Origin of the sequence: Nocardioides yefusunii, from assembly GCF_004014875.1 — a bacterium.
In the GTDB taxonomy this organism is placed as follows: domain Bacteria; phylum Actinomycetota; class Actinomycetes; order Propionibacteriales; family Nocardioidaceae; genus Nocardioides; species Nocardioides yefusunii.
Genome location: NZ_CP034929.1, coordinates 486,469 through 508,035 on the forward strand (window position 1 = coordinate 486,469; position 21,567 = coordinate 508,035).

Sequence of the window (21,567 nt, forward strand, 5' to 3'; positions counted from 1 at the left end):
TGGCGGCACCACCCGATGCCGTCCCGGCCACGACTCGCCCAGGACAGGACCATGACTCAGCTCGACCCCCGCACCCCGCGCGTTCCGACGCCCGGTCAGGTGGATCCCCGCGGTCCGCAGTTCGCCGCCTGGATCACCGTGCTGCTGCTGGCCGTCGTGCTCGCGACCGCACCGTCGGCCGTCTCCGTCGTGGTCCTGGCCGTCCAGACCGTGTTCTTCGCGCTCGGTGCTGCACTCGGTGTCGCCCGCACGCCGTATGCATGGCTGTTCCGCACGCTGGTCCGACCGCGTCTGGCTCCGCCGGTCGAGTGGGAAGAACCGCAGCCCCCGCGTTTCGCGCAGGCCGTCGGCCTCGCGTTCGCCGTCGTCGGACTGGTCGGTCTGCTGGCCGGCGCCACCACGGTGGCCCTCGTCGCGGTCGGCTTCGCGCTGGCCGCCGCACTGCTCAACGCAGCCTTCGGCTTCTGCCTGGGCTGCGAGATGTACCTGCTCGGGAAGCGTCTGGCGGCACCGTCCGGCCGCGCAGCCTGAACATCACTGACACCCCAGATTTCACACCACCCGAAAGAGAGAACCACCATGAGCCGCGAGAACTCGCTCGTCTCTGTCCAGTGGGTCGAGGACAACCTCGAGACCCCCGGTGTCGTCCTGATCGAGGTCGACGAGGACACCGCTGCCTACGACAAGGGCCACATCCCGGGCGCGATCAAGCTCGACTGGACCAAGGACCTCCAGGACCAGGTCCGTCGCGACTTCGTCAACAAGGAGCAGTTCGAGGCTCTTCTCTCTTCGCGTGGCATCGGCAACGACGACCTCGTCGTGCTGTACGGCGGCAACAACAACTGGTTCGCCGCCTACGCCTACTGGTACTTCACCCTCTACGGCCACAAGAACGTCAAGCTCATGGACGGCGGCCGCAAGAAGTGGGAGCTCGACGCCCGCGAGCTCACCAAGGACGTCCCGGTGCGCCCGGAGACCTCCTACACCGCCACCGAGCAGGACTCCTCGATCCGCGCCTTCCGCGACGAGGTCGTTGCCGCCATCGGCGTGCAGAACCTGATCGACGTCCGCAGCCCCGACGAGTTCGCCGGTCGCCTCCTCGCTCCGGCCCACCTGCCGCAGGAGCAGTCCCAGCGCGCCGGTCACATCCCCACCTCGCTGAACGTCCCGTGGTCGAAGAACGCCAACGACGACGGCACCTTCAAGTCCGACGAGCAGCTCCGCGAGCTGTACAACGAGGTCGGCATCGACGACTCCAAGGACACCATCGCCCTGTGCCGCATCGGTGAGCGCTCCTCGCTGACCTGGTTCGTCCTGCAGGAGCTCCTGGGCTTCAAGAACGTCAAGAACTACGACGGCTCCTGGACCGAGTACGGCTCCCTCGTGGGCGTTCCGGTTGCCCTCGGCGACGAGCCGGGCACGCTCTGATGTGCGGCGCAGTTGAAGGCGGCCTGTCGCTCGACGGCGTCAACGTCGCCAAGGAGGCCGTGATCCAGGGGCAGGTCACCCGTGACGGCGAGCCCGTCGCGTCGGCCTACGTCCGTCTGCTCGACAAGAACGGCGAGTTCACCGCTGAGGTCCCGACCTCGGCGACCGGACACTTCCGCTTCTTCGCTGGCGAGGGCATCTGGACCCTGCGCACCCTGGCCCCGAAGGCCGAGCCGGTCGACCGCAAGGTCCACGCCAGCATCGGCAACGTGGCTGAGGTCGCGATCGCCGTCTGACACGACGCCGTCGACGTGAGTCGACGCCATGCATGACGGGGCTGGGCACGCATCACGCGTGCCCAGCCCCTGCTCTACCGGCAGCACCGGCGGGACTCGGGTCCCGCGGCACCCCGTTCAGTTCTTCATTCGTCACCACGACCCTGCAGGAGCCTGAGATGACCTACCGCCCCGAGACCCTCGCCGTCCACGCCGGCCAGGAGACCCCGGACCCCGCGACCAACTCGCGAGCCGTCCCGATCTACCAGACCACGTCGTACGTCTTCAACGACACCGAGCACGCCGCGAACCTGTTCGCGCTGGCGGAGCCGGGCAACATCTACACCCGCATCATGAACCCGACGCAGTCGGTCTTCGAGGACCGGATCAACCAGCTCGAGGGCGGCGTCGGTGCGCTGGCCGTGGCGTCCGGTTCGGCTGCGATCACCTACGCGGTGCTCAACCTGACCTACGCGGGCGACAACATCGTGGCGCTCTCCACCCTGTACGGCGGCACGTACGCGCTGTTCGCGCACACCCTCCCGCAGTTCGGCATCGAGGTCCGCTTCGTCGACCCGAACAAGCCCGAGGAGCTCGCCAAGCACGTCGACGCCAAGACCAAGCTGGTCTTCGGCGAGACGGTGGGCAACCCCAAGATCAACGTCGCCGACCTCGACGCCTGGTCGGCCGCGGCTCACGAGCAGGGCCTGCCGTTCATCGTCGACGCCACTGCCTCGACCCCGTACCTGGTGCGTCCGTTCGAGCACGGCGTGGACGTCGTCGTGCACTCCGCGACCAAGTACATCGGTGGCCACGGCACCTCCATCGGCGGCATCATCGTCGACTCCGGCAACTTCGACTGGGCCGCTCACGCCGAGCGGTTCCCCGGCCTGACCGGCCCGGACTCGGCCTACCACGGTGTGGTGTGGACCGAGGCCGTCGGCAACCTCGCCTTCATCATTCGCGCCCGCACGGTGCTGCTGCGCAACACCGGTGCCGCGATCACGCCGCACAACTCGTGGCTGTTCCTGCAGGGCCTGGAGACGCTGCACCTGCGCATGGAGCGTCACTCGTCCAACGCGCTGGCGGTCGCGCAGTGGCTGCAGGAGCAGGACACCGTGGCGTGGGTGACGTACCCGGGCCTGGAGGGCAACCCCGACAAGGAGATCTACGACCGGCTCTCGACCGGCAAGGGCTACGGCGGTCTGCTGTCGTTCGGTCTGAAGTCGGGCCGCGAGGGTGGCAAGAAGTTCATCGAGTCGCTCAACCTGTTCAGCCACCTGGTCAACATCGGTGACGCGAAGTCGCTGGCCGTCCACAACGCCACCACGACGCATTCCCAGCTCACGCCTGAGGAGCTGGAGGCGGCTGGTGTCAGCGAGGACCTGGTGCGTCTGAGCATCGGCATCGAGAACGTCGACGACCTGATCGCCGACCTCGAGCAGGCGCTGACCGCCAGCAAGTGATCTGAAGCGACCGCGGCGCCCCTCGCTGATCGGGGAGGGGGCGCCGCGGTCGGAAGCCATGCCTCGTCCCACGCCCACACCCTGCGGTCAGACCACGGTGTGTGGGCGTGGGATCATGGGGCAGTGACCGGAACAGAAGTGGTGTCGTGACCGGGCCCATCGAATACGTCGAGACCCAGCGGGTCCGCCTCTTCACCGCAGAGACGCCGTTGCGTCTGCGGTCGGGGCGTGAGTTGGCCGAGGTCGACGTGGCCTACGAGACCTATGGCGAGCTCAACGAGGCCCGCGACAACGCGATCTTCGTCTGCCACGCGCTGACGGGTCACGCGCACGCCGCGGGCCTGCACCTGGGTGCGAAGAAGCGTGGCTGGTGGGACAACATCATCGGCCCCGGCAAGCCGCTGGACACCGACAAGTACTTCGTCGTCGCCCCCAACATCTTGGGCGGCTGCTCGGGCACCACCGGCCCGCTGTCGGTGAACCCCGCGACGGGCGAGCCCTACTACATGGACTTCCCGCTGCTGCACATGAGCGATCTGGTGCAGGTGCACCGGGCGTTGGTGGCGCACCTGGGCATCGAGAAGTTGTACGCCGGTGTCGGTGGTTCGCTGGGTGGCATGCAGATCCTGCAGTGGGTGATCGACCAGCCCGACGCGATGGCGAAGGCCGTGATCGTGGCGGCGTCGTCGCGGATCTCGACCGAGAACATCGCGTTCTCGTCGGTCGCGCGCACCGCGATCATGAGCGACCCGGAGTTCTACGACGGCCGGTACGTCGAGCATGACACTGTGCCGCGTCTGGGCCAGAAGGTCGCCCGGATGATGGCTCACATCACCTACGTCTCCGACGTGTCGTTGGACGACAAGTTCGGTCACCGCCGCGATTCGGTCGGCGAGGAGATGCAGATGGAGCCCGACTTCGCCGTTGAGCACTACCTGCAGCACCAGGGCGAGGTGTTCCTGGACCGTTTCGACGCGCTCAGCTACCTCTACCTGACGCGCCTGCTGGACTACTTCGACCCGTTCGCTGCGCCCGAGACCGCTGAGCGTCTCGCTGCGACGGAGACGACGTTCCAGGTGACCAGCTTCGACTCTGACTGGCGTTTCGACACCCGTCAGTCAATGGCGATGGTGGAACAGCTCGAGGCCGCAGGTGTGGCAGTCGACTTCGCCGAGCTGCACTCCACCTACGGCCACGACTCGTTCCTGCTGCAGCCGCCCGGCTACCACGACCGGATCGCGGGTTTCCTGAACCGCGCCTGACGCGCGATCAGAATAGGGCCTGGTGTCTTGGTCGTCTACGCGTCGACCAGACCGTTGCTCTCGAGACGGGACCACTGAGCGTCTCGCGGCGTCGAAGGTGACGTTCCAGGTGACCACCGGCGACTCCGACTGGCGTTTCACGGTTTCCTGCGTCGACGTTCTGGACGCACGAGGGCCGCCCCCCCCTGAAGGATGTGGGCGGCCCTCGCGGTGTCCGTGCGGGATCAACCGAAGAGATCGAAGTAATCCAGGCGTTCGAGGTCGCTGACGTTGCTGGGGGTGCCAGTTCCGGTCGCTGTTCCGGTGGCGGTGGCCCAAGGTGCGAGCAACTCCCCGGTCCCGAGGTCGAGGCTCAGTGCGTCCAACGGGATCGAGTTCACCAGATCCCCGAGCAGTCCCAAGATGCCGCCAACATCTAGCGTGATGGCATCCAAGCCTGTCTCGAGGTGGATTTCCTTGGAGATGGTGTACTGCAACGGGACTGTCTTGGGTGCGGCCTCACCTGACGCGGGCTGCAGGATCGGGTCGAGTTCGAACCTAGATCCCTTGCCAAGCAGATTGATGTCAACCAGACCGAGGGCATCGATCTCGAGAAGGCTGGAATCTCCGGTGTGGGTCCAGTACGCCTGCGAGGAGGGCCGCAACTCGAGCATGAAGTTGCTGGGGTCATCGAAGTCGACTGAGGCGTTGAGCGGATAGATGACGTTGGCCACGACGTCGTCCAGGGGGTCGCATCCGGGGTTGGTGACCGTGGCATCGATGGTGGTGTGGGTGTACTTCCACACTTCCCTCACCTTCACGCCCACCGTGTAGTAGCCAGGGACGACGTTAAGGGGGCCGGACCGTGGGGTCCATACGCGGGTGAACGTCACAGTCCGGTTCACGGTGAGCGCGGGGATGTCCCAGTCCGTATTGGCAACGTTCCAGTGGGCCGTCAGTGGGCTCTCACCGTGGCTGCCGTAGCTTCCGGAATACGTGAGGGTTGAGGTGGCGCCCCCCGACCCGAGCGTGTTGGTGGCGACTGTGTTGAGGATAAATGTGCTGAGGCTCATGGCCGCGGGGCTTCCAGAGTGAACGCCGTTGCCGAGACCGAGGCCGACAGGGTTGGTCAGGATCGCCGGGTCGAGGATCACGTTGGCGGACACGGCGGCTCTCGTGCCGTTGATGCTGATGACGTTGGCACAAGTGCCCCCAGAGCCAGCGAAGGCAGGCGACGCGGAAGCGAGCGTGACGGCGGGCGTGGCCCATGTTGCCGTGCGAATGATGCCTCGCCGGCTGACGGGCCCGAGTGAACTCGGTGCCTGCGTAGTTGTCTTCTGATCCTGGCTCACGAGCTAACCCCCGATTGATCTCTCTCGTGGGCCTGACCACGAGTCCATGTCTCGGGCCAATTTAGGCAATCTTGTGTCCTCGACATAGGGCCGTTTGGGCTACGCCAAATTGGGTATGTCGGGTTCCTGAACAGCCAGTAATGGGGGCTGTGGGCCTCGTGCGGCGTGAAGTTGGACTGAGTACGGCCGGAATTGCACGGCAGGGTTGTCCTCGTGGGAAAGCGGAAAACCACCCTTCATGGGTGAGTGGTCCAGTCAATGTCAGTGGTTCATGGGGTCGATTGCTGGGGAGCGACAGCAGTGGGAGCGCGTCCGCACGTCCTTCGTGCGCCTCGCTGCGAGCGATTTCACGGGAAACGGAGGCCTCGAAGCGATGGTTCGAGCGGCTTTGTCGGCAGAAGGTGGTGTCGCCGCCGAACGGATCGATCAGTTGGGAGATGTGGGGCGCACCCTGGGGCACGCTGATCAAGGCGTGGCCCGCCTTGTGCAGCGCACGTGGCGGCGTCGTCCGTGACCGGCACGTCGCGAATGGTGACGTGGATCCTGCGAGTGGCGCACGAGCTCGAAGGCATGGCGGCGGCCCTCGACGGGTCGCCTGGTCCGCGGTGGTCAGGGCGGTCGCGAGAGGCCTACGAAGCAGTGAAGTGGGACGACATCGCTCGCTGGCGTCGACTCGCAGACCTGTTGCGTCGGGCGGCACGCGCGGTGGAGATGGGGGATCCTGCATTGGTGTCCGAAGCGACCGATGCAATTGGCCTCTATGGATCTTTGTCGACAAATTCTGCCTCCGGGGTGTGGGCAAACGATCCTCACCCGGCCGACGTACGGCTGCGGTGGTCCACGATGGATGCGGAGGCACAGCGTCGGGCAGAAGTGGAGTTCGGGCCAGAACTTGCAGACCTGCCCGGCATCCCACTGGACGTGCGGGATCGTCTCAACCGTGACGAGCTGCGCCACGACGAGGCTGCCGGACACGACGTCAGTGCAGTCCGTGATGCCGTGGGCGGTCCGGGCTCCACGTGGCTGTTGGGGTACTCCAGGAGCGCGCACGACGGTGACGGCACGGCTGTCGTGGGGTTCGGCGACGTGGCTGGTGCCGAGAACCTCGCAGTTCTCGTCCCTGGCGTCGGGACCGATCTGCACGACGTGCGACGCGGGGCGCGTCAGGCGAGGGCTGTCCAGGACGCGGCGGGGAACGGCGCCGCTGCGGTGTGGTGGTTGGGGTATGACGCCCCCGACGGTCCGAGCGACGGCGCGATGGTGACGATGTCCAGGGCTCGCGAGGGTGGCACGGCGCTCGTGGCTGAACTGGATGCGCTGGGTCGGGCGCGGGAAGGCGTCGCGGGTGGTCGGACGGTCGTGGTGGGGCACTCCTACGGCTCGACGACGGTCGCTTCCGGTCTGGCGGACGGTGTGCCAGCCGGGGGAGCGGGGCGCCCTGATGCCGTTGTGCTGGTCGGCTCACCCGGTGCGGGGTCGGCGCGGGTCGCTGATGATCTCCGGGCGCGAGAGGGCGTCCACGTCGTCAAGAACGATGACGACGTCGTCGCGATGCTGGGGTCGGGAGGACGGTTGCCCGTTCCAGATGTGCTGGGTGCGCCGTGGGGCCTCGGGACTGATCCGGCGTCGCCGGGCTTCGGTGCGCGCGTCTGGGTGGAGCCCAGCCGGAACGGCGGAGGCCTGGCTGGATTGTGGGAGGCCCACACCTCCTACTTCACGCCGGGCACCACATCGTTGGGGGTGATCGGCGACGTCGTGGCAGGCCGCTCTGTGTCGACGGAAGGGAGTGGCTGAACGCTGCTTGCGTCGAGCAGACAGAATGCGTCCATGCCGTTGCTCCTGCGCCGGGTGTCGCGACTGGCACTCATCGTCTACACGTTGCTCCTGCTGCTCGTCGTCTTCCAGCCGCAGCCTGAGCTCGCCGTGGGATCGGTGGAGGTGGCTCGTGAGGCAGTGGTCAACGCGGTGCCTGCTGCTGCACCTCACGTCAACGACGTCAGGATCGAGTTCTTGATGAACACGATCCTCTTCGTCCCGCTGACATTCCTCGCCTCACTGGTCTGGCCGCGCGTGCGCTGGAGCGAGTGGGTGGTGGCCGCCTTCGTGATCTCGTGTTCGATCGAGCTCTTCCAGGCGGTCGTGCTCGACGCGCGCTCTGCCCAGTACCCCGACGTCGTCTCCAACACCTTGGGTGGGTTGGTCGGTGCTGTGCTTGGCGCTGGAGTACTCCGGGTTCTCGTGCGCCCGAGGCACACCGACGTGTGACGATCGAGCGCCGCTGAGTCTCTCGAGTGAGAGCGGCGGGTGCTGCTTGCCTGGCCCCCAACGGACACGCCTAGACTCGGGCCGTCGTCCGCTTCTGAAATGGGGAAAAGTGCACGCAATGACCGCAGCCAACCAGGCAACGGTGCTGGTGACCGGTGGTACCGGTTCCTTCGGCTCCGCGATGGTGAAGCAACTGCTCGAGTCAGACGTCCGGGAGATTCGTATCTTCAGCCGTGACGAACTCAAGCAGGACGACATGCGGCGGCACCTGGGTGACTCCCGGGTGCGCTTCTACATCGGTGACGTGCGCGACTACGACAGCGTCGACCGCGCCACGCGGGGTGTCGACTTCGTCTTCCACGCTGCCGCCCTCAAGCAGGTTCCCAGCTGTGAGTTCTTCCCGATGGAAGCCGTGAAGACCAACGTCATCGGTTCCTCCAACGTCATCGAGGCCTCGAACAAGAACGGCGTGCACTCCTTGGTGTGCCTCGGCACGGACAAGGCTGCCTACCCGGTCAACGCCATGGGCATCTCCAAGGCGATGATGGAGAAGGTGGCGCAGGCTTTCGCACGTAACAACCCGACGGCCAACACCACGGTCTCGACCGTGCGCTACGGCAACGTCATGTGTTCTCGTGGATCGGTGATCCCGCTCTTCATCGAGCAGATCAAGGCGGGGAAGCCGCTCACGCTGACCGACCCGACGATGACGCGTTTCTTGATGTCGCTCGACGAGGCCGTGATGCTGGTTGATCACGCCTTTGAGCACGCCAAGCCGGGCGACCTCTTCATCCGTAAGGCCGTGGCATCGACGGTCGAGGATCTTGCGTTGGCAGTGGGCAAGGCGCTGGGCGTGGAACCCGAGATTCAGGTGATCGGCACGCGTCATGGCGAGAAGCTCTACGAGACGCTGGCCACCCGCGAGGAGCTCGAGCGCGCGGAGGATCAGGCTGACTACTACCGCGTCTCCGTCGACGCCCGCGACCTGAACTACGGCAAGTACTTCGACGAGGGAAGCGTCGTGGAGAGCCACGACGACTACCACTCCCACAACACCGAGCGACTGGACGTCGACGGTGTCGTCGACCTCCTCATGAAGCTCCCGCAGTTCCGTCTGCTGGCCGGTCTCTGAGCCGTGATCGCCTTTTGGGGGGCTGCGGCGGTGGCCGTGGTGGTGACGGGCGCGCTCATCATGGTCCTGCACAAGGCCCGCGTGATGGACGTGCCCAACGGCCGTTCGTCTCACGTCGTGCCGACCCCCCGTGGGGGTGGAATCGCGGTGATGCTCGCGGTGGTCACTGGTCTCGCGCTGGCAGGAACGATCCCGTGGTGGGTGCTCGCACCGTCGCTGCTCCTGTCCTGCGTGGGGCTGATGGACGACGTCCGGTCCTTACCGGCGCTGTTCCGCCTCGTCGCCCAGGTGGGCGTCCTGGCCTGTGCTGTGTTCTTCTTGCTCGACGACGGCGCTAAGGCTTTCGGCCTTGTCGCACTGGTCGGCGTGATCGCCGCGGTCGGGTACGTGAACGCGTTCAACTTCATGGACGGCGTCAACGGCATCTCGGCGCTGCACGCAGCAGTGGCGGGCGGCTGGTTCGTCTGGGTCGGTTCGCGCTACGACGTCGACGTGGTTGGTCCCGTCGGTGCCGCGTTGGCCGGGGCCGTGCTGGGCTTCCTGTTCTGGAACGCCCGCGGATCGATCTTCCTCGGGGACGTGGGCAGTTACGGCATGGGTGCTCTCATCGCTCTCAGCAGCGTTTTCGCCTGGGGGGCAGGAGTTCCTGCGCTCGTCGTCGTGGCGCCTCTCGGGGTCTACCTGAGCGACACGGCATGGGTATTGGTGAAGCGGAAGCGCGCGGGCAAGTCGCTCACCGAAGCACACCGCGACCACGTGTACCAGCGTCTGCTCGGCTTCGGTTGGTCGCACCTAGTGTCCGCAGCGTGGAGCGCGTCGATCGCTGCGCTAGGGTGCGTGTCGGTCGCGCTCCTGGTCGACGGCAACCCGGTTCTGGCCGCTCTCGTCCTCGCAGCGCTGCTGGTCCTCTACCTCGCCAGCCCGCAACTAGTGCAGCGCACCGTGCTTGCGCGCAAGCAGGCCGCATGACTGGCTCGCCCGTGTCCCCGGTCGCAGTGGTCGGGGCTACCGGATTCGTCGGGAGGGCAGTCCTGGCCGCCTTCGAACAGCGGGGCATCGAGGTGCGTGCGATCAGGGCACCCCGTCTGGAGACGAGTGCGCGCCAGGTGGATGCCCTGCACGCCGAGATGGCTGCCCCCGCTCTTCGGGCGGAGAGTGAGCGTCTGCGGGAGGAGCTCCGCGGTTGCTCGGTGGTAGTGAACGCTGCTGGGCTCTCCGATGCCACCAGCGGTGGCGACGTGCTCTTCGGAGCGAACGCACTTCTGCCCGGTCTGCTCGCTGCGAGCACCGAACCCGGTACCGGGTTCGTTCACGTCAGCTCGGCAGCGGTCCAGGGGAGGCGTGCGGTGCTCGACGAGACGACCGAGGTCGAACCATTCAGCCCTTACTCCGAGGCCAAGGCACTGGGCGAAGCGATGGTTCCCGACGGCTCGGTCGTCTTCAGGCCCACGTCGGTGCAGGGTGCCGGGCGTCGCGTCACGGCCTCCCTGGTCCGTCTCTGTTCTTCCCCGTTGGCCTCGGTCGCCGCCCCGGGCGACTTCCCGACGCCTCAGGTGCTGGTCGAGAACGTGGCGGATGCGATCGTGTTCGTGGCGCTACGGGCTGAAGATGCTCCGCGGGTCGTGCTCCAGCCGTGGGAGGGCGTGACGACAGGGGAACTGGTGAGGCTACTCGGCCAGCGCCGCCCCCTGCAGGTACCACAGTGGTTGGCGAGAGCGCTGGTCCGGCTCGGCTACGCGCTGAAGCCGCTGACCTCTCGTGCCGCTGGAATTGCACGCCGTCTCGAGATGTTGTGGTTCGGACAGGGACAGGCTCCGGGATGGCTCGACGACAAGTGGGCTCCGCCCGTGGGGCCCGAGGGATGGAAGAAGCTGAGCCGATGACCTACGGAGTTCTGACGCAGTGGTTCGATCCCGAGCCGGGGCCTGCCGCCGTGCCGGGCGTCCTCGCGCGTGAACTCGCGACCCGCGGTCACCAGATCGAGGTGCTCACGGGGTTCCCGAACTACCCGGTCGGCAGGGTTTACGAGGGCTACAAGCAGTCCTGGTCGGCGCGAGAGCAGGTGAGTCCGGGAGTCACCGTGAACCGGGTTCCGCTCTACCCGAGCCATGACGGCGGTGCCGTCGGGCGGGCCGGCAACTACCTGTCCTTCGCGGCGACCGCCTCCATGCAGGTGGTCAGCCACCTCAAGGACTGCGACGCCGTATGGGTCTACAACTCCCCGGCCACGGTCCCGCTCGCGGCTCGGCGCTTGAAGGGAAGGGCCGGCGTGCCGTTCCTGCTCCACGTCATGGACGTGTGGCCCGACTCCGTCCTGCACAGCGGGATGCTGGACGGTCCGCTGGGGAAGCTTCCGGTTGAGAAGTGGCTCACGGGTCTGGTGAAGCGCGGCTACGACGCGGCAGCACACGTGGCAGTCACCTCGCCGGGGCAGCGAGATTTGCTCCTGGATCGGGGGCTGTCGGCGGACCGGGTCTCCTACGTGCCGCTGTGGGCGGACGAGGACCAGTACCACCCGCGCGACCCCGACCGCTCCCTCCTGCCTCCGCAGGTGCAGGACGCGGCGCTGGTCTGGATGTACGCAGGAGCGATGGGCCACGTCCAGCGTCTCGACCGTGCGGTCAGGGCGGCTACGGCAGCCGCGGATGCCGGCGTGCACCTGGTCTTCGTGGGTCAGGGGATCGCAGAACAGGACTTGAAGGCGCTCGTGGCCGAACTCGGGGCGCCGAACGTCCACTTCATGGGTCGGCGGGAACCGTCCGAGATGGGGGATCTCATCGCCGCTGGGGACGCGCACCTCGTGTCGCTCGACGACAGTCCGCTGTTGCGTGTCACGATGCCCAGCAAGATCCAGTCCATCATGGCTTCCGGACGTCCGATCATCGCGACCTGTTCCGGGGACGCTGCAGACGTCGTCCGTTCCTCGGGCGGCGGAGTAGTCGTCGGTCCCGACGAGGACGACCGTCTCGTCGACGCACTGCTCGAACTCGCTGGCTCCTCGGGGACGCTGGACACATGGGGCCAGACGGCTCGCCGATTCTACGAGAAGACCTTTTCGCGGGAGCGCGGCGTCGACGCAGTCGAAGCGACGCTCGCCGAGATCTCGCGATGACTCTCCGCCAGTCGGAGGAAGAAGGAGGGGAAGTGGCAAGCGAAACTGTGCTCGGGAGCGACGTGGACCTGTTGGTCCTGGGCGTCACCGGGATGCTGGGGTCCGCCCTGGCCAACGAACTGCCCGGCATGACTAGGAGAAACGTCCACGGGACGGCGCGCACGCTGAGCCGGGTGCCGGACTCGGTCCGGACCGCACTGGGCGGCGGCGACCACCTCCATGAGTTGGACGTCCTTGACGACGCTGCAGTCGTGGCCTTGATCGAGGAACTCAAGCCGCGCGTCGTGATCAACGCTGTGGGCATGGTCAAGCAGGCCCCGGGGCTCGCAGACCAGTCCATGACGGTACGCCTCAACGCGTTGCTGCCACACCTCTTGGCCGAGACCGTGCATGAAGTCGGCGGCCGTCTTATTCACGTCAGCACCGACTGCGTGTTCTCCGGCCGTAAGGGTGGCTACCAGGAGAGCGACCTCCCTGACCCGGCCGACTTCTATGGCCGGAGCAAACTGCTCGGTGAGGTGCACGACAACGCTCTGACTCTCCGCACCTCTATCATCGGGCCCGAGGTGGCACGCCACGGGTCCCTGCTTGACTGGTTCCTGGGGCAGGACGGGAACGTGGTCAAGGGGTTCCGCGGTGCCATCTATTCCGGCCTCACCACGTTCGAGTTCGCCCGGTTCGTCGCCGAACACGCACTGCCGAACGATCTCACTGGCCTTTACCAGCTCTCCTCCACGCCGATCAGCAAGTACGACCTGCTCGGTTTGGTCGCGCAGGAGTACGGATGGAAGGGCGAGATCGTCCCTGAGGACGAATTCACCTGTGACCGATCGATGAGCGGTGAGCGGCTGCGTGAGGCCATCGGTTACGCGCCGCCGGACTGGCCGACGATGATTGCCCAGATGCACGACGCACACATTCGCTGGCACGGCTTGCCGGCCGGAAAGGAATCACTCGCATGAAGGTGATGACTGTTGTCGGAACTCGACCCGAGATCATCCGTCTGACCGAGGTGATCCAGCAACTGGACAGGCTGTGCGACCACGTGCTTGTCCACACCGGGCAGAACTACGACCGCAACCTGAACCAGGTCTTCTTTGAGGACCTCTCCCTGCGCGAGCCCGATCACTACTTGGGCGTCGACACCAGTTCGCTTGGATCTGTCCTCGGCGGCGTGATCATGGAGATGGAGAAGGTCCTGCTGGCCGAGAAGCCCGACGCGCTGCTCGTGCTCGGTGACACCAACTCGGCCATCGCCACCGTCATCGCCAAGCGGATGAAGATCGTGACATACCACATGGAGGCGGGCAACCGATGCTTCGACGAGAACGTCCCTGAGGAGACGAACCGTCGCATGGTCGACCACATCTCCGACTTCAACCTGGCGTACACGGAGCACGCACGCCGGAACCTGCTGGCTGAGGGCCTTCACCCACGTCGCGTTACCGTCACCGGGTCCCCGATGGGGGAGGTTCTGGAGAAGTTCCGCCCGCGGATCGAGGCATCGGACGTCCTCGATCGTCTGAGGTTGGACGAGCGCGGCTACTTCCTGGTGAGTGCTCACCGCGAGGAGAACGTGGACTCGCCGGAGCGACTCACCGAGCTACTCTCGTGCCTCGATGCCGTGCACGAGAAGTGGGGCCTGCCAGTGATCGTCAGCACGCATCCGCGGACGCGCAAGCGCCTGGAGGCGTTGGGCGTGGACACCGGCCAGGAGTCCATTCGCTTCATGGACCCGTTCGGCTTCCACGACTACAACAAGCTGCAGTTGAAGGCCGCCTGTGTTCTCTCGGACTCCGGGACCATCTCGGAAGAGGCTGCCATTCTCGGTTTCCCGGCGGTCACCCTGCGTGATGCGATGGAGCGTCCTGAAGCTCTCGATGCCGGCTCCATCATCATGACTGGGTTGGTCCGCGACGACGTGATCCAAGGAGTTCGTCTGGCCATGGAACTGGGCAGCAACTACACGTCCGTGCCTGACGAGTACCGCGTCAAGGACACCAGCAACCGGGTTGTGCGCTTCATTCTGTCGACGGCTTCCCGTCACCACCAGTGGGCTGGAATCCGACGCTGAGCCCGAGGTTGCCCCGTGGAGCGCCCTGGCTTTTCTGCTCGTCCTCGGTGTTGAGGGGTGGCAGCATTGGGCCAATACAGGAGCTCTGAGCTCTTCGGATCCTGGGAGCGTTCCGCTCACTGCATCGCAGTTCGTGTTGCCTCGCCACACGAACTGCGATGCGTCGTAGTGGGTGGCCCGGCGATCGGACTACCTTGGCATCCATGAACAATCCAATTTTCAATGACACGCCAATCAGTGCCGGTGTCGAAAAGACACATGGGCAATCATGGCCTCGGTAATCCCGACTTGCCATAGGTCAAGAAAGACGGAATTGCAATGATCGATGTCCGCGAAATTGCCGCGGCGGATGAGCATACAGGCAAGTCAAATGCCGCTGCGTCGTCAACCTCTGCGATGTTCACCTTGGTGGCTGCTGCCTTCCTGGTCCTGATTTCATTCATGGCGATTCCCGGCGGCCTGCGTCACGCCCTGGAGATCAATGTTCCGCTAGGTGTCTCGCTCGGCCTCGTCGGTCTGCAGAGTGCGGCCCTCATTCTGATCAATGGCCGCAAGTTCCGATTCTCGATCGGCTTGGTCCATGGAATTTTCTGTTTCATCTTTCTTTATCTGGCTCCGCTTGCCCAGTTGAAGTCAGGAAAGTTTCCTTGGGTGCCTAGGGGGGGCTTCTCGCCCGAGGTGATGCTGGATGCCTCGCTTGTCGTCAACCTGTGGCTGGTGACGTGGATCAGCGCCTCGTTGTTCTGGCTGTCGCGCATTCCTTCGGAAGCCCCCGGTGACGGTTTCAGCCGCCGAGCTTTGGCTCCCGCCTCTGGGGGGCGAGTCGCTGTTCTAGCAGTGCTGTCTTTCGTGGCTCTCGGCTACCTCGTGTCACGTCTGGGTGTCGACGGACTCCTGCTGCGCAGCCAAGCTAACGAGGGGCGCTCGAACCTCAGCGGATCGAGCAGCTTGCAGCTCTTGATCTCCTACTGTGCCCGTGCGGTCCCGGTGGCCTTCTTTGTCGCGGCGCTGACCCGGGTTAGGGAATCGCGCAATGCGAGTACCGTGGCAACGGCGATCATCGCCCTAGCGCTTTCGATCGCCCTCAACTTCCCCACGGCAACGCCGCGATTCTGGGCGGCGGCGATCGTTCTCGGCCTCGCCATTCACATGGGGTTCTTCAAGCGGCACTGGACTCTCATGTACGCCCTCTCATTCGGAACCTTTATGCTGTTCCCTCTTTTGGGATCATTGCGAAACTCAAGAAGTCTTGCGGATTCTGGAAATGCCAACACGTCTGCCTTGAGTGACATTCAGGCAGAGTTGTCCAAGGGTGACTACGACTCGTTCTCCATGGTGTCCAACTCTGTGGTCTTCGTGCATCATTACGGAGCGGACGGTGGCGGGCAGTTGATTTCGTCGCTCTTGGGTTTCGTTCCGCGCAGCTTGTGGCCCGGTAAGTCGGTTGGAACTGGCTCCTATGTTGCTGAGCCGCTCAACCTCTCGTACGACAACATCTCCTTCCCCCTGATGTCGGAATTCCACCTCAACTTCGGTTGGATTGGAGTCGTTCTCGGTGCACTGTTCGTCTCGTGGCTGTGCACCAAGGTCGACGCTGCGTACTGGCGCAGCAACAGCCCCGCCATCGGCTTCGTCTATCCGTTCGCCATTGGGTTCGTGATGTTCATTTCCCGCGGGGACTTGATGTCATCGTTCACCTTCAGTCTGGGAGGGTGTGTGACTGTTCTTCTGCTCGTCCGACTCGGTGTGGTACGTGAGAGACCTCTGAAGTAGGGGTGTGTCCCCGGGCATGGCGAGCATGTCCGTCCTTGGCGGACCGCGGCGCCTGCCGAGACTCCTCTCCACCCTCTATGGCCTGAGCATGCAACGCACGCCTCACATCGGGCTTTGTCACAAGAGCGCATCACTTTGCGCCCGGTCCTGTTGAATCTGCGTTCGCCCTGCTCTCCTTGCCTGTGCGTGGCGCCTGGACGAGCGACATCTGCTCGCGTGGAGACAGTGATGGCCACCGTGGGAGGCCGGGGGGCATTGGTATGGGGAGCATGTGGGCAGCGGCCGTCTTTGCTGGCGTGGCGGTCCTGATCGGCATCGGTCGTAGTCGGAGACTCGAGGGAGCGTTCGACCCGATGCACCCGCTGGTGTTCCCGGTGATCTATGTAGCGGTGGCCACTCTGGCGCCGGTGATGTGGATCTACGGGCGCGAACGCGACCTCGGCTACTTGAATCGCACGGTCATCTCCGAGCAGACGCCTCTGCTTATGGCGCTGGCGGTGGCCGGCTTCACCATGGGCGCACTCATGCAGTTCAGGCGACCTGTCCCACCACAGATTGCACGTGACGGCGCGACGCTCGCACTGACAGGGCGTCTGGTTTTCCTGCTTCCGCTCGCCCTAGCTGCCTACGGATTCGTGACGAACAGCGTGCTCACCCGGGGCGAGGGCCAAGGCCAGCGCTCACTCATGGACAGTCTTGATGCCGCGGGGTTTATGTTCGCGCCGGCGGCAGTCCTTCTCATCGCTGCGGGGCGATCGCAATGCAAGCGGCTCTTCGTGGGCGTCGACTGGCTGGGTATTGTGACGCTCGTCACCCTGCTGGGACTCAACGGCCGACGAGGATCTGCCATCGCGATCATCCTGGTGGTGATCGGAGTACTGGTGCGCAAGAAGAACGCGAAGAGCCGCCTTCTCCCGGTGATCATGGGGATGGGGGTGCTGATCTGGTTCGCATACTCGGTGGTGGTGTACCGCTCAGAGGCCACTGGCGGAGAGCATGAACTCAGCGGACTCGAGACGCTCCTGCGTGATACCGGGTCGGTCGCCTTCACCACGGGAGTTACGGTTGGCTTCGAGGAACGTTTGGGCGGAAGCACCATCGTGGCGGGCGTGCTCCGTCAGGCTCCCAGTCCAATCGTGAACCTCTTCCTCGGACCGCCCGACGACACCGGCGCAATGGAGTTCCGGCGGCTCTTTCGCGTCGATGCGAACAATGGATACGGATACTCGATCCCTGCCGACGGCGTACTCAACTTCGGCACCGTCGGCGCCTTCCTACTCCCCTTCTTTTTCGGGTTGTTCGCCGCGTGGGCGTACTCGCGGTCGGACCTCAATGCTTCGTACTCGCGGCAGCTCGTCTACTTCGTCTTCGTGGCGACGCTGCCGTTCGCCTGGCGGTCGGACACGCTGGGTTCGATCAAGGGCGTCCTGTACCCAAGCATCTTGGTCTTCCTCGCGCTGGTGATGGCGAGAACGTTCTACTCCTACAAGCACCCCAGGCAACAGGAGTCCGTCCACCGCCGTCCGGTGCGGGTTCGTTAGGGGTCGTGCTCGTCGTTCCTGGCTGGCAACGACGGGACGACTGGCTCAGTTGTTCTGGGTCTCGGCGCGTGAGGCGAGGAGTTGGGCGACGACGCCCACAGCGACCCCGCACACGGCCATTGCCATGACGAAGGCCGTAGCGCTCTGCCAGATCCATGCGGCGGCGGGCGGGGCGATGCACAGGCCAGCCGCATATCCGATGCGGATCTTGAGAACGAGGGCGGTCCTGTTGGCTGCGCGGAGCGCGGCAGCAGCCGCGGCACGGAGGCCCAGACCGACGTACTCGATGGTGACCACCCAGAGCAGCGGCTCCGCCAAGGTCCAGGTCTCTCCCAAGAGGGCGGTGCCGATGGAGTCGGGCAGGATCGACAGGACGGCACCCCAAACCAAAGTTCCCAGGACGAGAACCAGGGGCATCATGCGTAGGAGGCGACGCGCTGTGGCCTTGTCCTGTCGCTTGAGTTCGGGGACGACGGCGAGCGTGATACTCGTGGTGAGTGTGTTGAGCGGTCCGAAGAGGGTGCTCGCACCGCGCGATGCAGCGACCACTTGCGTGGTGCTCACGGCTCCGGCAGCCGAGGCGTTGACCAGTGGCGTGGCGCCGCTGAGAAGGGCGTCGAGCGTGAGATGCCCTCGCCGCGGGTCACCGCGGAAGTCGCCGAGTGCCTGACGCAGGGGAGCGAGGCGGGGCGGGCGAAGGATCGCCACGAGCACCATAAGGGCGATGATCGCGCCCGTGAGCCATAGGACGGCTCCTTGGGTCGGGGAGAGGGAGATCAGGCCGACGGCGCTCATGAGCCAGCCACCAGCGACGATAAAGGCCCACGAGGCGTCCGAGGCCAGTGCGGCGCCGGGGCGGGCTTGAGCGATGGCCGCGTAGCGCAGCAGGTCCTGCGTCATCAGCACCGGAGCCGTGACTCCGAGGACGAGGAGAACATGCGAGACCGTGGGTGACAGGCCAGGGAACTGAGAGGCGAGGGCAAGGGAGACGGCAATCAGGCCGCCCAGACCCAATGACGCTGACAAGGAGTTCGACACCAGACGTCGAGTCTGATCGGGTGCCGCTGTGGGCAGGTCCATGCCCAGGATTGCGCCGATTGCAGATCGTCCTACGATGACGGCCATCGTGAGACCGCTGTACGCGATCAGGATGGAACCGAGGTCTATGGGAGAGGAATTCGAGGCGATCAGGAAGACCAGAACGAAGTTGCTCCCGCTGGACGCGACCTGGTCCATCATGGAAATGACCAGTCGACGCGAGCTGCCGGTTGTGCTCAAGGATGCCTCAGATTCTCGCTGTGCTGACTATGTGCCGAGCGCTGGAGCGCGAGCCGGAGGGGGCGCGAAACAGGCTCAACGCCGGGGCACGAGCTTCGCAAAGGTTCGTGCCTGTGCCATCGACCATAGTGGCACAGGTGTCGTGGCCGGTGGGGCCGACCGATCCGGCAGCGCGGTTCCCGGGCGTTCGCGTCAATGCGGGCATCGGCGTGTTTTGGGGAAGTGGTTGCGCCCCGGGAATCGCTGGAACCCGGAACGAGGTGGCCGCCTCAGTGAAGCGGCCACCTCGAATGCGTGTGCCTAGCCGTTTGACTTCACGAGCAACGGGCAGGCGTCCAGCAAGGTCTCGGGGTCGAAGGAGATGGGACGGGCGTCGAACTCCAAGGAGTCGAGGAGGTGCTGAGCCGTCAAGGTCTGAGCGGTCTCGGGCAACTCCTGTGCGTGGCGAAGTTTGTCCACGGAGGCGAAGTAGTCGTAGAACTTGAACTCTCCGCCGAAGGGACGGCTTCCACCCTTGGCGGAGTCGGACTCCAGCCAAGCGTTGGGGACCCCATAGGCGTCAGCCAGAATAAGTCCGTGCAGTGACGAAGAGACGATGTTCTCGCACGAGAGGATCTCGCGCGTGGTGGCCTCGACGTCCTCGGTCTTGAGGTCGATAATCTTGATTCCCTCGCCGACGTCGAGTGACTGCCACACGCTTTCAGTGTGCCGCACGACGATCCCAACTTTGTGAGTCTTGGGTACATCGGGCGAGTAGTACAGAGGAGTCAGGAGAGCCGGATCTCCGTAGACGCGGGGGCAGTTGATGCCCACGTTGAGAAGCCGGGACCGGGTAATGGGGCCTCGAACGGCTGTGTACTCCGCCTTCTTGTTGAACGCGCCACGGCGTTCCGTACCGTAGGTTCCAGAGCCCCAGACGATTGACGACGAGGATGCCTCGCTGGCAATTGATCCCACGGCGACGAGGTGGGTCTCGGTCGGCTCGGCGAAGCGAACGGGGAGTCCGGTGATCTGTGCGATCAGCCACGGCGACAGGATGTCACCGTAGTTCTCGCCCTGGTCGAACCACAGCACCGGGACCTCGCCCTTCGCTGCCCACGCAGGACTGACCATGTACTTGGCGGTCACCGCCTTGCCGAGCTCGCTCCGGTGCTCGGTGGAGCGGTTTGCTGCGATCTGGCCGCCCAGCGCCCGGACAGCTGCCACCTTGGCTTTGTGGTCGCTGTCTAATCGCTGCTTCAGGCGCCACTTCGCGGCATTGACGACGAGCAGTGACTTGCCGGACAAAGACATGTGGTCCCCTACGGTGGCGATCAGAAGGCGTGGCTTGAGTTACTTCCCGATGAGCCTAATCCGCGCTGTTGATCATGCCAGCGCCCACCGTCACGCCCGTCGCCTCGTCAATCAGGATGAACGATCCCGTGGTCCGGTTCTTGGCGTACTCATCAGCCATGAGCGGCAGCGTCGTGCGGAGCTTGACGCGGCCGATCTCGTTGAGCGCGAGCTCGCCGGTCTCCTGGTCGCGGTGCAGGGAGTTGATGTCCAGGCGGTACTGGATCTCCTTCACCAGAGCACGTCCCGTGCGGGTGGTGTGCTTGATCGCCAGCTTCTGGCGCGGACGCAGGGGAGTGGTGGTCATCCAGCAGACCATCGCGTCGATGTCCTGAGCCACCGAAGGGGCGTTGTTGACGCGAGCGATCATGTCGCCGCGGCTCACGTCCACCTCGTCGTCCAGACGGACCGTCACGCTCATCGGCGGGAACGCCTGGTCGACCTCCTCGCCGAAGAAGTCGATCGCCTTGATCGTCGACGTCATGCCGCTGGGCAGAACGATCACCTCGTCGCCCTTCTTGAGCACGCCACCAGCCACCTGGCCGGCGTAGCCGCGGTAGTCACGCAGCTCGTCGGTGTCGGCGTGCGGGCGGATCACGTACTGCACCGGGAAGCGGACGTCCTTGAGGTCGCGGTCAGACGCGACGTGGACGTGCTCCAGGTGGTGCATCAGCGTCGGTCCCTGGTACCAGGGGGTGTTCGCTGAGCGGTTCACCACGTTGTCGCCCTGCAGGGCCGACAGCGGGATGACCTCGAGGTCAGGGATGTTGAGCTTCGTGGCGAACTGGGTGAACTCGTCCTTGATGGCGGTGTAGACGTTCTCGTCCCAGTCGACGAGGTCCATCTTGTTGATCGCCAGCACCAGGTGCGGGACCCGCAACAGGCTCAGCAGCACCGCGTGACGACGCGACTGCTCCGTCAGGCCGTGGCGGGCGTCCACCAGCACCAGACCGAGATCAGCTGTCGAGGCACCCGTCACCATGTTGCGCGTGTACTGCGTGTGGCCCGGGGTGTCGGCGATGATGAACTTGCGGTGCGGCGTCGCGAAGTAGCGGTAGGCCACGTCGATCGTGATGCCCTGCTCGCGCTCCGAACGCAGGCCGTCGGTCAGCAGCGACAGGTCGACGTAGTCGTGACCCTTCTGCTCCGAGGTGCGCTCCACGGCCTCGAGCTGGTCGGCGAAGATCGACTTCGAGTCGTAGAGGAGCCGACCGATCAGGGTCGACTTGCCGTCGTCGACCGAACCGGCAGTCGCGAAACGCAGCAGGTCCATGGGCCTCTGCTCAGTGCTCACGGTG

At 65.1% G+C, this 21,567-nt stretch carries 19 protein-coding genes; 15 read left to right on the forward strand and 4 right to left on the reverse strand.

Annotated elements, in window-relative coordinates; genetic code table 11:
- Positions 1-51: 51 nt before the first annotated feature.
- From EOV43_RS02100 to metX, 5 genes are all read left to right on the forward strand, one after another.
- Entirely contained in the window at positions 52-531 is a 480-nt protein-coding gene (locus tag EOV43_RS02100; protein WP_128219460.1) for a DUF4395 domain-containing protein, read from the forward strand.
- Between the two features lie 48 nt (positions 532-579).
- On the forward strand, positions 580-1,428 hold the full coding sequence (locus EOV43_RS02105) for a sulfurtransferase (protein WP_128219461.1): 849 nt from the start codon (positions 580-582) through the stop codon (positions 1,426-1,428).
- On the forward strand, positions 1,428-1,724 hold the full coding sequence (locus EOV43_RS02110; RefSeq protein WP_128219462.1) for a DUF1416 domain-containing protein: 297 nt from the start codon (positions 1,428-1,430) through the stop codon (positions 1,722-1,724). Before EOV43_RS02105 ends, EOV43_RS02110 begins: the two co-directional genes overlap by 1 nt.
- 158 nt (positions 1,725-1,882) lie before the next feature.
- On the forward strand, positions 1,883-3,169 hold the full coding sequence (locus tag EOV43_RS02115) for an O-acetylhomoserine aminocarboxypropyltransferase/cysteine synthase family protein (protein WP_128219463.1): 1,287 nt from the start codon (positions 1,883-1,885) through the stop codon (positions 3,167-3,169).
- A 146-nt stretch (positions 3,170-3,315) separates the two neighbouring features.
- Positions 3,316-4,431, forward strand: coding sequence for a homoserine O-acetyltransferase MetX (metX, locus tag EOV43_RS02120; protein WP_128219464.1), 1,116 nt, complete (start codon positions 3,316-3,318; stop codon positions 4,429-4,431).
- Positions 4,432-4,655: 224 nt separating this feature from the next.
- Here metX and EOV43_RS02125 read toward each other — a convergent pair whose 3' ends face one another.
- A complete protein-coding gene (locus EOV43_RS02125) occupies positions 4,656-5,576 on the reverse strand; it encodes a hypothetical protein (protein WP_128219465.1) in 921 nt (306 codons plus the stop codon).
- 1,029 nt (positions 5,577-6,605) lie between these two features.
- Between EOV43_RS02125 and EOV43_RS02130 the strand changes: the two genes are divergently transcribed.
- The 10 genes from EOV43_RS02130 (at position 6,606) to EOV43_RS02175 (ending at position 17,659) form a co-directional block, all read left to right on the forward strand.
- Complete coding sequence (locus tag EOV43_RS02130) at positions 6,606-7,556, forward strand: alpha/beta hydrolase (protein ID WP_164900541.1); 951 nt, start codon at positions 6,606-6,608, stop codon at positions 7,554-7,556.
- 33 nt (positions 7,557-7,589) lie between these two features.
- Complete coding sequence (locus EOV43_RS02135; protein ID WP_128219467.1) at positions 7,590-8,027, forward strand: VanZ family protein; 438 nt, start codon at positions 7,590-7,592, stop codon at positions 8,025-8,027.
- A gap of 118 nt (positions 8,028-8,145) precedes the next feature.
- On the forward strand, positions 8,146-9,159 hold the full coding sequence (locus EOV43_RS02140) for a polysaccharide biosynthesis protein (protein WP_128219468.1): 1,014 nt from the start codon (positions 8,146-8,148) through the stop codon (positions 9,157-9,159).
- A 3-nt stretch (positions 9,160-9,162) separates the two neighbouring features.
- Complete coding sequence (locus EOV43_RS02145; protein ID WP_128219469.1) at positions 9,163-10,128, forward strand: MraY family glycosyltransferase; 966 nt, start codon at positions 9,163-9,165, stop codon at positions 10,126-10,128.
- Entirely contained in the window at positions 10,125-11,042 is a 918-nt protein-coding gene (locus EOV43_RS02150; protein ID WP_164878627.1) for an NAD-dependent epimerase/dehydratase family protein, read from the forward strand. Before EOV43_RS02145 ends, EOV43_RS02150 begins: the two co-directional genes overlap by 4 nt.
- A complete protein-coding gene (locus EOV43_RS02155) occupies positions 11,039-12,271 on the forward strand; it encodes a glycosyltransferase family 4 protein (protein ID WP_164878628.1) in 1,233 nt (410 codons plus the stop codon). The genes EOV43_RS02150 and EOV43_RS02155 overlap by 4 nt, the downstream gene beginning before the upstream one ends.
- Before the next feature lie 32 nt (positions 12,272-12,303).
- Positions 12,304-13,233, forward strand: a complete 930-nt coding sequence (locus EOV43_RS02160) for a dTDP-4-dehydrorhamnose reductase family protein (protein WP_206611372.1) — start codon at positions 12,304-12,306, stop codon at positions 13,231-13,233.
- A complete protein-coding gene (gene wecB / locus EOV43_RS02165) occupies positions 13,230-14,345 on the forward strand; it encodes a non-hydrolyzing UDP-N-acetylglucosamine 2-epimerase (protein ID WP_128219472.1) in 1,116 nt (371 codons plus the stop codon). Before EOV43_RS02160 ends, wecB begins: the two co-directional genes overlap by 4 nt.
- A gap of 318 nt (positions 14,346-14,663) precedes the next feature.
- The gene (locus tag EOV43_RS02170) at positions 14,664-16,118 is read left to right on the forward strand and encodes an oligosaccharide repeat unit polymerase (RefSeq protein ID WP_128219473.1); all 1,455 of its coding nucleotides are present in this window, start codon (positions 14,664-14,666) and stop codon (positions 16,116-16,118) included.
- A gap of 269 nt (positions 16,119-16,387) precedes the next feature.
- On the forward strand, positions 16,388-17,659 hold the full coding sequence (locus EOV43_RS02175; RefSeq protein WP_164878629.1) for an oligosaccharide repeat unit polymerase: 1,272 nt from the start codon (positions 16,388-16,390) through the stop codon (positions 17,657-17,659).
- A gap of 45 nt (positions 17,660-17,704) precedes the next feature.
- On the opposite strand, the gene EOV43_RS15300 is transcribed toward EOV43_RS02175, so the two are convergent.
- The 3 genes from EOV43_RS15300 to EOV43_RS02190 all read right to left on the reverse strand — a co-directional run bounded on the left by EOV43_RS15300 (position 17,705) and on the right by EOV43_RS02190 (position 21,542).
- Positions 17,705-18,697 (reverse strand): MATE family efflux transporter, encoded by a 993-nt coding sequence (locus EOV43_RS15300; protein ID WP_164878630.1) that lies wholly within the window; start codon positions 18,695-18,697, stop codon positions 17,705-17,707.
- A gap of 540 nt (positions 18,698-19,237) precedes the next feature.
- Positions 19,238-20,230: a polysaccharide pyruvyl transferase family protein gene (locus EOV43_RS02185; RefSeq protein ID WP_128219476.1), complete on the reverse strand. Its 993-nt coding sequence runs from the start codon at positions 20,228-20,230 to the stop codon at positions 19,238-19,240.
- A gap of 55 nt (positions 20,231-20,285) precedes the next feature.
- Positions 20,286-21,542: a sulfate adenylyltransferase subunit 1 gene (locus EOV43_RS02190; protein ID WP_206611436.1), complete on the reverse strand. Its 1,257-nt coding sequence runs from the start codon at positions 21,540-21,542 to the stop codon at positions 20,286-20,288.
- Between the last annotated feature and the right edge of the window lie 25 nt (positions 21,543-21,567).

Coding starts and splice junctions, on each gene's coding strand:
- EOV43_RS02105 (WP_128219461.1), top strand. CDS start 580: ATGAGCCGCGAGAACTCGCTCGTCTCTGTCCAGTGGGTCGAGGACAAC.
- EOV43_RS02175 (WP_164878629.1), top strand. CDS start 16,388: ATGTGGGCAGCGGCCGTCTTTGCTGGCGTGGCGGTCCTGATCGGCATC.
- wecB (WP_128219472.1), top strand. CDS start 13,230: ATGAAGGTGATGACTGTTGTCGGAACTCGACCCGAGATCATCCGTCTG.
- EOV43_RS02100 (WP_128219460.1), top strand. CDS start 52: ATGACTCAGCTCGACCCCCGCACCCCGCGCGTTCCGACGCCCGGTCAG.
- EOV43_RS02170 (WP_128219473.1), top strand. CDS start 14,664: ATGATCGATGTCCGCGAAATTGCCGCGGCGGATGAGCATACAGGCAAG.
- EOV43_RS02155 (WP_164878628.1), top strand. CDS start 11,039: ATGACCTACGGAGTTCTGACGCAGTGGTTCGATCCCGAGCCGGGGCCT.
- EOV43_RS02135 (WP_128219467.1), top strand. CDS start 7,590: ATGCCGTTGCTCCTGCGCCGGGTGTCGCGACTGGCACTCATCGTCTAC.
- EOV43_RS02130 (WP_164900541.1), top strand. CDS start 6,606: ATGGATGCGGAGGCACAGCGTCGGGCAGAAGTGGAGTTCGGGCCAGAA.
- EOV43_RS02110 (WP_128219462.1), top strand. CDS start 1,428: ATGTGCGGCGCAGTTGAAGGCGGCCTGTCGCTCGACGGCGTCAACGTC.
- EOV43_RS02185 (WP_128219476.1), bottom strand. CDS start 20,230: ATGTCTTTGTCCGGCAAGTCACTGCTCGTCGTCAATGCCGCGAAGTGG.
- EOV43_RS02150 (WP_164878627.1), top strand. CDS start 10,125: ATGACTGGCTCGCCCGTGTCCCCGGTCGCAGTGGTCGGGGCTACCGGA.
- EOV43_RS02190 (WP_206611436.1), bottom strand. CDS start 21,542: ATGGACCTGCTGCGTTTCGCGACTGCCGGTTCGGTCGACGACGGCAAG.
- EOV43_RS02140 (WP_128219468.1), top strand. CDS start 8,146: ATGACCGCAGCCAACCAGGCAACGGTGCTGGTGACCGGTGGTACCGGT.
- EOV43_RS02115 (WP_128219463.1), top strand. CDS start 1,883: ATGACCTACCGCCCCGAGACCCTCGCCGTCCACGCCGGCCAGGAGACC.